General features: G+C 53.4%; 12 protein-coding genes. 4 read left to right on the forward strand and 8 right to left on the reverse strand.

Going from position 1 to position 11,907, the window contains the following annotated elements; translation table 11 throughout:
• Positions 1 to 40: 40 nt before the first annotated feature.
• From chuS to IB196_RS12660, 4 genes are read left to right on the forward strand one after another with little or no spacing between them, the layout of a single operon-like run.
• Positions 41 to 1,072, forward strand: a complete 1,032-nt coding sequence (gene chuS, locus IB196_RS12645) for a hematinate-forming heme oxygenase ChuS (protein ID WP_005120297.1) — start codon at positions 41 to 43, stop codon at positions 1,070 to 1,072.
• Positions 1,069 to 1,890: a hemin ABC transporter substrate-binding protein gene (locus IB196_RS12650; RefSeq protein ID WP_005120300.1), complete on the forward strand. Its 822-nt coding sequence runs from the start codon at positions 1,069 to 1,071 to the stop codon at positions 1,888 to 1,890. Before chuS ends, IB196_RS12650 begins: the two co-directional genes overlap by 4 nt.
• A complete protein-coding gene (locus tag IB196_RS12655; protein ID WP_040233711.1) occupies positions 1,890 to 2,882 on the forward strand; it encodes an iron ABC transporter permease in 993 nt (330 codons plus the stop codon). Before IB196_RS12650 ends, IB196_RS12655 begins: the two co-directional genes overlap by 1 nt.
• Positions 2,875 to 3,654: a heme ABC transporter ATP-binding protein gene (locus tag IB196_RS12660; protein ID WP_149691620.1), complete on the forward strand. Its 780-nt coding sequence runs from the start codon at positions 2,875 to 2,877 to the stop codon at positions 3,652 to 3,654. The genes IB196_RS12655 and IB196_RS12660 overlap by 8 nt, the downstream gene beginning before the upstream one ends.
• Here the strand turns inward: IB196_RS12660 and selO are convergent.
• From selO to pheT, 8 genes are all read right to left on the reverse strand, one after another.
• Entirely contained in the window at positions 3,651 to 5,093 is a 1,443-nt protein-coding gene (gene selO, locus IB196_RS12665; protein WP_155020976.1) for a protein adenylyltransferase SelO, read from the reverse strand. The genes IB196_RS12660 and selO overlap by 4 nt on opposite strands.
• 64 nt (positions 5,094 to 5,157) lie before the next feature.
• On the reverse strand, positions 5,158 to 5,868 hold the full coding sequence (locus tag IB196_RS12670; protein WP_005120306.1) for an EAL domain-containing protein: 711 nt from the start codon (positions 5,866 to 5,868) through the stop codon (positions 5,158 to 5,160).
• Between the two features lie 316 nt (positions 5,869 to 6,184).
• Positions 6,185 to 6,649 carry an NlpC/P60 family protein gene (locus tag IB196_RS12675; protein ID WP_005120307.1) on the reverse strand — a complete coding sequence of 155 codons (465 nt, stop codon included), beginning with the start codon at positions 6,647 to 6,649 and terminating at the stop codon, positions 6,185 to 6,187.
• 77 nt (positions 6,650 to 6,726) lie between these two features.
• Positions 6,727 to 7,476 (reverse strand): vitamin B12 ABC transporter ATP-binding protein BtuD, encoded by a 750-nt coding sequence (gene btuD / locus IB196_RS12680; protein ID WP_005120308.1) that lies wholly within the window; start codon positions 7,474 to 7,476, stop codon positions 6,727 to 6,729.
• Positions 7,476 to 8,027 (reverse strand): glutathione peroxidase, encoded by a 552-nt coding sequence (locus tag IB196_RS12685; RefSeq protein ID WP_005120310.1) that lies wholly within the window; start codon positions 8,025 to 8,027, stop codon positions 7,476 to 7,478. The genes btuD and IB196_RS12685 overlap by 1 nt, the downstream gene beginning before the upstream one ends.
• 74 nt (positions 8,028 to 8,101) lie before the next feature.
• Positions 8,102 to 9,082 carry a vitamin B12 ABC transporter permease BtuC gene (btuC, locus tag IB196_RS12690; protein WP_005120313.1) on the reverse strand — a complete coding sequence of 327 codons (981 nt, stop codon included), beginning with the start codon at positions 9,080 to 9,082 and terminating at the stop codon, positions 8,102 to 8,104.
• A 120-nt stretch (positions 9,083 to 9,202) separates the two neighbouring features.
• Positions 9,203 to 9,502 (reverse strand): integration host factor subunit alpha, encoded by a 300-nt coding sequence (gene ihfA / locus IB196_RS12695; protein ID WP_003030571.1) that lies wholly within the window; start codon positions 9,500 to 9,502, stop codon positions 9,203 to 9,205.
• 4 nt (positions 9,503 to 9,506) lie between these two features.
• The gene (gene pheT / locus IB196_RS12700; protein WP_188232111.1) at positions 9,507 to 11,894 is read right to left on the reverse strand and encodes a phenylalanine--tRNA ligase subunit beta; all 2,388 of its coding nucleotides are present in this window, start codon (positions 11,892 to 11,894) and stop codon (positions 9,507 to 9,509) included.
• Positions 11,895 to 11,907: the final 13 nt, after the last annotated feature.

Here is an 11,907-nt window from a genome sequence, read left to right on the forward strand (position 1 = left end):
TCCCCGGTTCGCCGGGGTAGCAATCTGGAAGGAAGAGACAATGAATCATTACACACGCTGGCTGGAACTGAAGAATGAAAATCCCGGCAAATACGCACGCGACATTGCAGGATTGATGAATATTAGCGAAGCCGAACTGACCTTTGCGCGCGTCGGCCATGACGCCTGGCGCTTACGTGGCGAAGTCCGCGAAATCCTCGGCGCACTGGAAGCCGTAGGCGAAACCAAATGCATTTGCCGCAACGAATATGCGGTGCATGAACAGGTTGGCGCTTTTACCAATCAGCACCTGAACGGTCATGCCGGACTGGTTCTTAATCCGCGCGCCCTCGACCTGCGCCTGTTCCTTAATCAGTGGGCAAGCGCCTTTCATATCAGTGAGACCACAGCCCACGGCGAGCGTCAGAGCATTCAGTTCTTTGACCATCAAGGGGATGCGCTGCTGAAAGTCTATGCCACACAAAATACCCTCGTTGAGGAATGGGCTGCGTTGCTGACCCGTTTCATCTTCGCTGAAAACCCGCCACTGGTACTGCAACCTACCAACACTTCTGCGCCAGCCCTCATCACGGCCGATGCGCAGACCGTTGATCAAGAGTGGCGAGCGATGACCGATGTACACCAGTTTTTCGGTCTGCTGAAACGCCACGATCTTACCCGCCAACAGGCATTCAATCTGGTGGGCGACGATCTGGCCTGTAAAGTTTCTAATAGCGCACTGGCGCAGCTACTCGACACCGCACGCCAGGATGGCAATGAAATTATGGTCTTCGTGGGTAATCGCGGCTGCGTGCAGATCTTTACCGGCGTGATAGAAAAACTGGTGCCGATGAAAGGCTGGCTGAATATTTTCAACCCGACCTTTACCCTGCATCTGCTGGAAGAGCGCGTAGCCGAAACGTGGGTAACGCGCAAACCGACCGCCGATGGTCACGTCACCAGCCTGGAGTTGTTTGCCGCAGATGGCACGCAAATTGCCCAGCTTTATGGACAGCGTACGGAAGGTGAACCGGAGCAGACGCAATGGCGAGCGCAGATCGATGCCTTAACGCCAAAAGGACTGGCCGCATGAAAAAACTGCTGGTCCTGATTGCGCTGCTGCCCATCGCAGCGCTGGCTGCTGACGAAGAACGCGTTGTGGCTCTCGGTGGCGACGTCACCGAAATTGTGTATGCGCTGGATGCGCAATCATCCCTCGTGGCACGTGACAGCACCAGCCAGTGGCCGGAAGCGGCAACCGCATTGCCAGACGTGGGCTATTTGCGCCAACTCAACGCCGAAGGTATCCTGGCTACCCGCCCTACGCTGGTGCTAGCCAGCGCACAAGCGCAGCCTTCTCTGGCGCTAAAACAGGTTGAGCAGAGCCATGTCAGGGTTGTCACGATCCCGGCAAGCAACGATCTCAACGTGATTGATGAAAAAATCCGCGTCATCGCCGAAGCAACCCATCGGGAGGATGAGGGCGAAACGCTGCGCACCCGCTTACGTCAGGAACTGGCAGCATTGCCGTCATCCGGACTTAACAAACGCGTTCTGTTTATTCTCAATCATGGTGGAATGAGCGCAATGGCCGCAGGGCAGGAAACGGGCGCTGATGCCGCTATTCGCGCAGCCGGCTTACGTAACGCAATGCAGGGTTTTAGCCGCTACCAGCCGTTATCACAAGAAGGCGTCATTGCCAGCCAGCCCGATCTCATCGTGATTTCACAAGATGGCGTTAAGGCGATGGGTGGCGAAGATAACCTGTGGGCGCTACCGGGACTTGCGCAAACGCCTGCCGGGCGCAATAAGCAGGTACTGCAGATTGATGATATGGCATTACTGGGCTTTAGCGTTCGTACGCCACAGGCCATTTTGCAGCTACGCGCCAAAGCGGAGCAATTGCCCTGATGTCCCGGCGGATCACCTGTTCGTTGTGGATGTTGGCATTGATGTTGGTTGTACTGACGGTTCTGGCTACCGGTTTTGGCGCATTGCGCCTGCCGGTAAGTCTGCTCTGGCGTGATGGCGATGAGGCACTACGTCAAATCTGGCTCACCATTCGGCTACCTCGCGTTTTGCTGGCGCTGGTGATCGGCGGCTCACTGGCACTGGCAGGTTGCGTAATGCAGGGATTGTTTCGCAACCCGCTTGCCGACCCAGGGCTACTGGGTATTAGCAGCGGTGCGGCCTGCGCCGTCGCCCTGTGGGTGGTGTTACCAGTCTCATTACCCGCGTTACTCATGCTGTATGCGCCAATGATGGCGGCATTTCTCGGTGCACTGGCTGCCACCGTGGTGATTTTTATCCTCAGCCAACAGCGCGACGGTTCGCTCTCACGTCTGTTACTGGTCGGTATTGCTATTAATGCGCTCTGCGGAGCGGCGGTTGGCGTTTTGTCGTGGGTCAGTAATGATGCGCAATTGCGCCAGTTGTCGTTGTGGGGGATGGGAAGTCTGGGAGCCGCGCAGTGGTCCACGCTACTGGCTGTCACGTCACTGACTATCCCGACGGTGCTGATCATCTGGCGTCTGGCTCCGGCGCTGAACCTGCTACAACTGGGTGAGGAGGAGGCGCATTATCTCGGCGTTGATGTTCGGATGATCCAACGTATTTTGTTGTTGTGCAGCGCATTACTCGTGGCCGCTGCTGTAGCGGTCAGCGGAGTCATTGGGTTCATCGGTTTGGTTGTTCCACATTTAATGCGTATGTGGCTCGGATCAGACCATCGGGCCGTGATCCCCGGTTCTGTTCTGGCTGGCGCATTTTTACTACTGATTGCCGACACTCTCGCCCGCACCGCAGTTGCGCCTGCGGAAATGCCCGTTGGTCTGCTGACCAGTATTCTCGGTGCGCCATGGTTTTTATGGCTTATTTTTCGTCAGCGAGGAGCGCATGGCTGAACATTTTATTGCCGAAGGACTTCACTATCGCCTTGCTGATCGCTCAGTAATTGACGACGTATCGCTCAAACTCGCTAAAGGTGAACTGGTCGCGTTAATCGGGCCGAATGGTGCAGGAAAATCCACCCTGCTACGTCTGTTGACCGGCTTTCTGCAACCGACGAGCGGACGCTGCGTGCTGGCAGGCAAACCGCTGGATGAATGGTCTACCCAGACCCTGTCGCGGCATCGGGCAGTGATGCGCCAGCAAACACAGCTGGGATTTGACTGGCCGATAGAGGCCGTCATCGCGATGGGCCGTGCGCCCTGGACCCAGCGCCCGGAGCCGCGACTCATCGCTCAGGTGATGGAAATGACCGGATGCACACCGTTGACGGGTCGGCAATACGCTGCGCTTTCCGGCGGCGAGCAACAGCGCGTACAGTTGGCCCGTGCGCTGGCGCAACTTTGGTGCGACGGTGCGCCTCGCGGCTGGTTATTCCTTGATGAGCCTACTTCTGCGCTGGATCTTTATCACCAGCAGCATTTGTTGCGCCTGCTGAAGACGCTCACCGCTTCACAAGAGCTACATGTGTGTATTGTGCTTCACGATCTGAACCTCGCCGCATTGTGGGCAGACAGAATAGTGCTGCTGCACAACGGTAGGCTGGTGTCGCAGGGAACGCCGGAGGCTGTGTTACAGGCCGATGACCTGCAGCACTGGTACGGTGCTCAGGTACACGTTGGTCAGCATCCGGCCAACGCATCCCCGCAGGTGTTTCTGGCACCTTAGCTGGAACAACTTACCTCCAGCCGTTTACCCCAGTCAGGTGGACGGCTGATATAATCATCATCCCGATCGATAAACGGCGTACGTAACGCAGCGTGTAACCGATGTAGTTCGGTATAATCACCCTGCTCTGCCTGGCTTATTGCCCGCTGCGCCAGCCAGTTACGTAGCACCATAGCCGGATTTGCCGTCTTCATCTGCGCTTGTCTGACAACGTCAGCCACATTGTCTTGTTGCAGGCGCGTGCGGTAACGAGTGAACCAGTCGTCAAATGCCGCGCGGTCAATAAACTCATCGCGTAGTGGGGACAAGGTGCTGTGTTGCTCTGTCTGGCTGAGCATGCGGAATGTTCGCGTGTAGTCGCTACCTTCCCGCGCCATCAGGCTAAACAGTTCGCTAAGGATTTCGTTATCGTTTTTCTGCTCACTAAAGAAACCCAGTTTTTGCCGCATTCGTTGCCCATAGCGGGTTAGCAAGGCCTGTTGATAACCGTCCAGCGCAGCATTGAGCACATCAACCGGGATGAATGGCGACAGCGTCTGCGCCAGACGTTGTAGGTTCCACAAAGCCGCAGCAGGCTGATTATCAAAACTATAGCGCCCCTGATGATCGGAGTGATTGCAGATAAAATCTGGCACGTAATCATCAAGGAAACCGAAGGGACCATAATCCATTGTCAGGCCAAGAATCGACATGTTGTCCGTGTTCATCACCCCATGCGCAAAGCCTACGGCTTGCCAGTCGGCCATTAACGTCGCGGTGCGCGTAACAACATCCGTAAACCACAACTGATACTTATCCGCCTCTTCCTGCCATTGTGGCCAGTAATGACGGATCGCAAAGTCAGCAAGCTGCCGTACTTTTTCCGGTTCACGACGATAATAAAAGTGCTCAAAATGACCAAAACGCATATGGCTTTGTGCCACGCGAATGAGCATCGCGCCTGCTTCAGTGGTCTCTCGCTGCACCGGAGTCTCACTGGTGACAATCGACAAGGCCCGGGTTGTAGGTATCCCCAAATAATGCATGGCTTCACTGGCCAGACTCTCTCTAATCGTCGAGCGCAGCACAGCGCGCCCATCCCCCATGCGGGAATAAGGCGTTAATCCAGCGCCTTTCAGATGCCAGTCAAGGGTTGTGCCATCTGCAAGCAATTGCTCACCCAGCAGAATCCCTCGTCCATCGCCGAGCTGCCCAGCCCAGACACCGAACTGATGCCCGCTGTAGACTTGTGCCAAAGGCGACATCCCAGGTAATAGCGATTCGCCCCCCCATACGCCTGCCCCACCAGAAACATCAAACAGTGCAGCTGGAATACCCAGGTGCGCAGCCAGAGCATCGTTATGCCAGATGATGCGCGCGTTTTTCAGAGGGGTGGGCGAAAGAGCGGTATAGGTTGCTGGTAATTCATCACGCCAGCGAGTAGTAAAAGACAGGGTCATAGAGCCTCCTGTCTCTAGTGTAGACTGTTAATAGCCTGTTAAACACCAGCAAATAAAAGGGTTATCATTTTACCAGTGAAATAATCTTTGCCGGTGATACCGCCGGCCACAGTCCCCCTTGCATCGCGCTGAATCCCAAAGGTAATACCCGCGTCAGCATCTCTTGTGTATCAATACCGCTAATGATGATTGATTCGCAGCAGGGAGATAATTGCGCCAGAATAGCCCGCATAAACGGCTCAAACGAAATATGTGTAATCCGTTGTTGAACAAAGTTTTTATCCAGCACGACCCGTTTAAAAAGACCATCAAAAATTGCCCGCGTGGATATGCCCCCGGCACCGTAGTTTGTCAGTATTAATGGGAATCGCGCAGCCAGAGCCGCCAGTGTGGGATTTTCTTTGCCACTGTTTAACTCTGGATAACTTTCATTAATCGTCAGTTCAATAAATGAAAATCGTTCAACACGTGAAGCATATTCAGCGTCTGATAATAAAGTATTAGCGACCGCTGGCGTTAAATTAATCCAGGCCGGAATTTTGCGTTGAATAAAAAAGTGTTGGCACGTTTCGATTAATTCCAGCTTCTCGGCAAATAAGCGGCATTGCTCTTCGTCTGACATCCGGGGCATAACCAGCTCTGTTGGCATGCGTACGTTACCATCCGGGCTGACAAAGTTTGTAACAATATCGACGTACTCAAGGTCACCTTTTTCACTTCGTGCAGGAAGAAAAGAGAACTCTGAATGATAAAGATAATCCAGTGAAACAATCATTGTGCCAGCCCCTCTGCATGGGTGTAATCCGGCATCCTGTAGCAAAGGATGGAAAAATACGTTGCTGCTGATACAAATAGAGGCCCTTTCATTTTTCCCTTTTTAGCCAGTAAATCGAATCCTTTTTTTTTAGCTTATCCTGATTATAAACGAATATCCAGCCTTGCACTTTTTAATATCTCGGAATAAATCATATTTTTAGCAAGATACGCTCTTAATGTTCAGGGTTATAGACCAACAAACAGCAGAAGTGAAAGTTGACATTTAAAATGTGGATGACGAGAAAGCTGCGAGCCAATCCCGTCACCCGTAATGATTAAATTCGGCGCGCCTGCCAAAAGTTTTTACGCCAGTAGACGTTATCCAGCGAAGAACGCATCACTCCACGACTGGTTGAAGCATGGATAAATTGATTATTGGTATCGTAAATTCCGACATGCAGACCACTTTCACCGGAACCCGTTTTAAAGAAAACCAGATCGCCGGGTAGCAAATCATCTTTATCGATCTCAGTACCAATCTTTGATTGAGTACGCGTGTCGCGCGGTAATTGCAGATCGAATTGGTCACGCATTGTCATCAACACAAATCCCGAACAATCCACCCCGCTACGGCTCATGCCGCCATAGCGATAGGGAGTGCCATGCCAGGTTTGCAACTGATCGTTAAGACCCGCGATAACGGCGATAGAGTCTGACAGTCGGGCATTCGGCGCAGGAGCACGATGGCTGCTGCACCCCGCCAAAAACAATGCTGTGATGAAAAGGAGCCAAAAGCGCATTCAGGACGAATCCTCTGATTTTTATTTTTGTGTCAATTTAGCGTGGAAATTATGTGATTTTCAAGAACCCATTTAACTTAAGTGGTTGATATGAGCATTCTGTGGCCTTCAATATCCAGGCGACGGAAATTTACACCGTAGGCCAACGACAGATTCGCTGGCATCAGCACCCCATCACGCGCACCGCTCGCCAGTAGCTTTCCGCGCTTGAGCAACCACACCTTGTGCGCATGGCGTAACGTATGGTTAAGATCATGACTGCTCATCACAATGGCGATTCCCTGCAGACACAGCTGGCTCAACAATCTGTCCAGCGCGTTTTGTTGCGCCACGTCCAGACTATTCATCGGCTCATCCAGCAACAAAAGCTGCCCATGCGGATTAGACTGCGGACTCATTTGCAGGATGACGGCCGCCAAACGCACACGTTGCCATTCCCCCCCTGAAAGCTGATTAACACCACGTCCTAGTTTATCTCTCAGCCCAAGCGCATCAGCCACCTCCTGCAGCAGGTCTGTTCGCGCTTTATCAGGCTGATGTAGCGTCAGAAAATGCCAGACCGGCATCGCAAATGGCGGATTTTGCTGTTGCGCAAGATAAGCCCGATATTGCGCCAGCTTCGCTGCCGGCCAGTCACCGAGCGGTGTATCACCAAAGGTGATGCTCCCCTCGCCGGTGGTCAGTCCCGCCATTCGCGCCAATAACGTACTTTTCCCCGCGCCGTTGGGGCCCACTAAATGCAGGATCTCTCCTGCTTTAATTTCACCAGATAGCGGGCCGAGTCGGGTCGATTCCGCAACATCCTGTAGCAGCATTAATCGGGACATTAGTTGGCCAATGCAGTCTTTATAGCATGTACAAGAATCGGGTTCTCAGGCGTCATATCAGGTGAATAACGCTGCAGCACCTGTCCATCCCTACCGACCAAGAACTTCTCGAAGTTCCACAGAATATCGTCCGGGTAGAGCGGAGCCCGGCCTTTACTCGCCATACGCGCATAAAATCCGCTATCTGCAGGTGCAACCGCAGTAGGTGCCGCATCAATCAGCTTCTGATACAACGGATGGCGGGCTTCGCCATTGACATCAATCTTACTGAACATCGGGAAGGTAACGCCCCAGGTTGTGCTGCAATACGTCTTAATCTCGTCTTCACTGCCGGGCTCCTGCCCCAGAAACTGGTTGCAGGGGAATCCCAGAACGGTGAACCCCTGCCCATGCCAGGCTTTCTGCAGGTTTTCCAGTTGCTCATACTGCGGCGTTAACCCACATTTTGAGGCTACGTTGACAATTAACAGTACATTTCCGGCATACGCCTGCAATGAGGTCGCCTCGCCGTCGATGGTTGTCACTTCCGTATTAAAAAGCGTGTTTTGCATAGCATCTCCAGAACAACAGGTGAATAGTGGAATGACCCTGTTCAGCTTTTAAGCATAGACCGAACCTGCACTTTCTAGCGCGCAGCTTTTAACAATAACCAGATAAATACCGGTGCGCCCATCGTGGCCGTCACCACGCCAATGGGTAATTCAGCCGATGCCAGTACCAGACGTGCGACGACATCAGCAAACAGTAACGCAATTGCCCCCGCCAACGCACACCCGGGGAGTAAAACGCGGTGATCGGTTAATCCACACAGTCGCAGAATATGGGGGATTACCAGCCCGATAAAACCAATTGCCCCTGCCAGCGCAACACTTACGCCAACCATCCATCCTGTGGCAACCACCAGCAGATTGCGCCAGAACCATAAGGGCAGCCCCAGTTGGCGCGCGGAGGTTTCCCCCAGCGCCAGCATATTCATCGGCTGTGACTGGCAACAAATCCACAGCAATACGGGGAGCAACGCGACCATGAGCCAGGCCTGATGCCAGTCTACACCACTGAAGCCCCCCATCATCCAGTACATCAACTGTCGAAGATCAAAAGAGGAGGAAAAATAGATAGCCCAGGTCATCAGAGCGCTGCAGATAATCCCCAGCGCCACGCCGGCCAACAGCAAACGACTGGTCGATAAATGTCGACGGGCAAAACGAAGAAGAATGAGGGTGATAATCAGCGCGCCAGCAATGGCGCATAGGCCCAATGTCCAGCCGGGAAATTGCCCTTGCCCCAACAGCACAGCCGCAATTAGCCCTACCCCCGCGCCATTAGACACGCCGAGTAAGCCAGGCTCCGCGAGCGGGTTTTCAAACAGCGCCTGCATCACCGCGCCAGCCAGGGCCAGTGCGGCGCCTACCAGCAATACGGCAAGTGTACGGGGAAGTCGAATTTGCCAGACGAACAGATCGCCGCGAGCGCTAAACCAATCGCTGGGAGCAATCCACTGTTCTCCTGCGCATAAACTTATCATTGTTGCCAGCAGCATCAGCACTGACAGAAACAGTATCCAGCGCACGTTTCGTCGCTGCTGTTGATGGGCGAAAGTCAGCATGTTTTCCATTCTGCTGAAAAAAGATGGGGAGATTCTACGGTGCTGATTCAGTAGTGAAAAGGAAAAAGGCCGCAGAGCGGCCTTTTTAGTTATACGCGTCATAGTTTGCGTATCGTTAAATCACTCTTCTTTGGGCGTTGCGTTTTCAACCCGGCTTTTTAACTTCTGTCCGGGTCTGAAGGTCACCACGCGCCGTGCTGTAATGGGAATATCTTCGCCCGTTTTCGGGTTACGTCCCGGACGTTGATTCTTATCACGCAGATCGAAGTTACCAAAACCAGAGAGTTTTACCTGCTCACCATTTTCCAGAGCACGACGGATCTCTTCGAAAAACAGCTCGACCAGTTCTTTGGCATCCCGCTTGCTAAGCCCAAGCTTATCAAACAGATATTCTGACATTTCAGCTTTTGTAAGCGCCATAGGTTCAATCCCTCAATGATGCCTGGAATCGCTCTTTTAATGCCTCTACACATTTGGCGACGGTAGCGGCAATCTCCTCTTCTTCAAGTGTACGGCTGGTATCCTGAAGGATCAGGCTGATAGCGAGGCTCTTATAACCCTCCGCAACACCCTTACCGCGGTACACGTCAAACAAGTTTACGCCAACTACCTGATTTACGCCAACTTTCTTACATTCGGATAAAATATCCGCTGCGGGAACGTTTTCTGCCACAACAACAGCGATGTCACGGCGGTTCGCCGGGAAGCGAGAAACTTCACGCGCCTGAGGCACCACGCGGTCTGCGAGCTTATTCCACTCCAGTTCGAACACCAGAGTGCGACCGTTCAGATCCAGTTTACGTTCCAGTTCAGGATGAACAACCCCAATGAAACCAATACGTTCACCTTTCAGATAAATCGCTGCAGACTGCCCCGGATGCAGGGCTGGATTCGCTTCAGCTTTGAACTGGATGTCCGCCAGTTTGCCGGTCAGGTCGAGAACCGCTTCCAGATCGCCCTTCAGATCATAGAAATCAACCGTCTCTTTCGCCAGATTCCAGTGTTCATCATGACGGTTGCCGCAGATCACGCCCGCCAGCATCAGATCCTGACGGATCCCGAGGTTAGCCTGCGTATCCGGGACAAAACGCAAACCCGTTTCGAAAATACGCACACGGTTTTGCTGACGGTTTTGGTTATACACTACTGTAGACAGCAAGCCGGTCCACAGAGACAGACGCATTGCTGACATATCGATAGAGATTGGGCTTGGCAGCAGCAGCGCTTCTTCACCTGGATGCAGCAGCGACTGGACTTTAGGATCAACAAAGCTGTAGGTAATAACTTCCTGGTAGCCTTTGTCATTCAGCATGGTTTTAACACGTTTCAGCGAGAGGTCCGCTTCACGATGCTCACCCATGATAAGTCCTGCCTGAATTGGGGTATTCGGGATATTGTCATAGCCGTACACGCGGGCGACTTCTTCGACCAGGTCTTCTTCGATCTCCATATCGAAACGCCAGCTCGGTGCTACCGCTTTCCACTCATCTTGCCCTTCCGTCACATCACAACCCAGGCGACGCAGAATATCGCTCACCTGCTCATCCGCAATATGATGCCCGATCAGACGATCCAGTTTGCTACGACGCAGTGTAATAGTGGCACGCTTCGGCAACGTCGCTTCGTGCGTCACGTCAATGATTGGCCCCGCTTCGCCACCGCAGATATCAATCAGCAGGCGCGTAGCGCGTTCCATGGCTTTATGTTGCAGAGCAGGATCGACACCACGCTCATAACGGTGAGACGCATCGGTGTGCAGACCGTGACGACGTGCGCGACCGGTAATGGACAGCGGGCTGAAGAACGCGCATTCCAGCAGGACGTTTTGCGTTTCATCATTCACACCAGAGTGCTCACCACCAAAGATCCCCCCCATGGCCAGCGCTTTGTTGTGGTCAGCAATCACCAGCGTATCCGCACTCAGTTTTGCCTCACTGCCGTCGAGCAGAACCAGGGTTTCCCCTTCTTTTGCCATACGCACGACAATTCCGCCTTCAATGCGGTCTTTGTCGAATGCGTGCATCGGCTGGCCCAGTTCGAGCAGCACATAGTTCGTCACGTCAACCACTGCATCGATGGAGCGAATACCGCACCGGCGTAGTTTCTCTTTCATCCACAGTGGCGTTGGCGCTTTCACGTTGATACCTTTCACCACGCGGCCCAAATAGCGTGGGCACGCGTCAGCAGCATCAACCTGAATAGGCAGCACATCGTTAATGGTCGCCGCTACCGGGGTGATTTCCGGTTCAATCAGCGGAGCTTTGTTCAGCACAGCCACATCGCGCGCAACACCGATAATGCCTAAGCAGTCGGCACGGTTCGGGGTGACGCTGATTTCGATAGTGTTATCGTCAAGCTTCAGATATTCACGGATATCGGTGCCAATTGGCGCATCGGCCGGCAGTTCGATAATACCGCTATGATCGTCGGAAATGCCCAGCTCGGAAAACGAGCACAGCATCCCCTCGGACGGCTCACCGCGAAGCTTAGCCGCTTTGATTTTAAAATCGCCCGGCAGAACGGCACCAACGGTTGCCACAGCCACTTTCAGTCCCTGGCGGCAGTTCGGTGCACCACAGACAATATCCAGCAGACGATCGCCGCCGACATTCACTTTGGTGACGCGCAGTTTGTCAGCGTTCGGGTGCTGAGCACACTCAACCACCTCGCCCACCACAACACCGTTGAACGCGCCGGCAACGGCTTCCACACCGTCAACTTCCAGGCCCGCCATCGTAATTTGGTTTGACAGCGCATCGCTATCAATTGCTGGGTTAACCCATTCGCGTAACCACAGTTCACTGAATTTCATTGTATTACCCTGC

This window comes from Citrobacter sp. C6_1 (genome assembly GCF_014596835.2).
GTDB classification, from domain to species: domain Bacteria; phylum Pseudomonadota; class Gammaproteobacteria; order Enterobacterales; family Enterobacteriaceae; genus Citrobacter; species Citrobacter pasteurii.

What these genes read in the sequence shown, in the direction of transcription:
- chuS (WP_005120297.1), top strand. Translation starts at nt 41, where the DNA reads ATGAATCATTACACACGCTGGCTGGAACTGAAGAATGAAAATCCCGGC.
- IB196_RS12650 (WP_005120300.1), top strand. Translation starts at nt 1,069, where the DNA reads ATGAAAAAACTGCTGGTCCTGATTGCGCTGCTGCCCATCGCAGCGCTG.
- IB196_RS12655 (WP_040233711.1), top strand. Translation starts at nt 1,890, where the DNA reads ATGTCCCGGCGGATCACCTGTTCGTTGTGGATGTTGGCATTGATGTTG.
- IB196_RS12660 (WP_149691620.1), top strand. Translation starts at nt 2,875, where the DNA reads ATGGCTGAACATTTTATTGCCGAAGGACTTCACTATCGCCTTGCTGAT.
- selO (WP_155020976.1), bottom strand. Translation starts at nt 5,093, where the DNA reads ATGACCCTGTCTTTTACTACTCGCTGGCGTGATGAATTACCAGCAACC.
- IB196_RS12670 (WP_005120306.1), bottom strand. Translation starts at nt 5,868, where the DNA reads ATGATTGTTTCACTGGATTATCTTTATCATTCAGAGTTCTCTTTTCTT.
- IB196_RS12675 (WP_005120307.1), bottom strand. Translation starts at nt 6,649, where the DNA reads ATGCGCTTTTGGCTCCTTTTCATCACAGCATTGTTTTTGGCGGGGTGC.
- btuD (WP_005120308.1), bottom strand. Translation starts at nt 7,476, where the DNA reads ATGTCCCGATTAATGCTGCTACAGGATGTTGCGGAATCGACCCGACTC.
- IB196_RS12685 (WP_005120310.1), bottom strand. Translation starts at nt 8,027, where the DNA reads ATGCAAAACACGCTTTTTAATACGGAAGTGACAACCATCGACGGCGAG.
- btuC (WP_005120313.1), bottom strand. Translation starts at nt 9,082, where the DNA reads ATGCTGACTTTCGCCCATCAACAGCAGCGACGAAACGTGCGCTGGATA.
- ihfA (WP_003030571.1), bottom strand. Translation starts at nt 9,502, where the DNA reads ATGGCGCTTACAAAAGCTGAAATGTCAGAATATCTGTTTGATAAGCTT.
- pheT (WP_188232111.1), bottom strand. Translation starts at nt 11,894, where the DNA reads ATGAAATTCAGTGAACTGTGGTTACGCGAATGGGTTAACCCAGCAATT.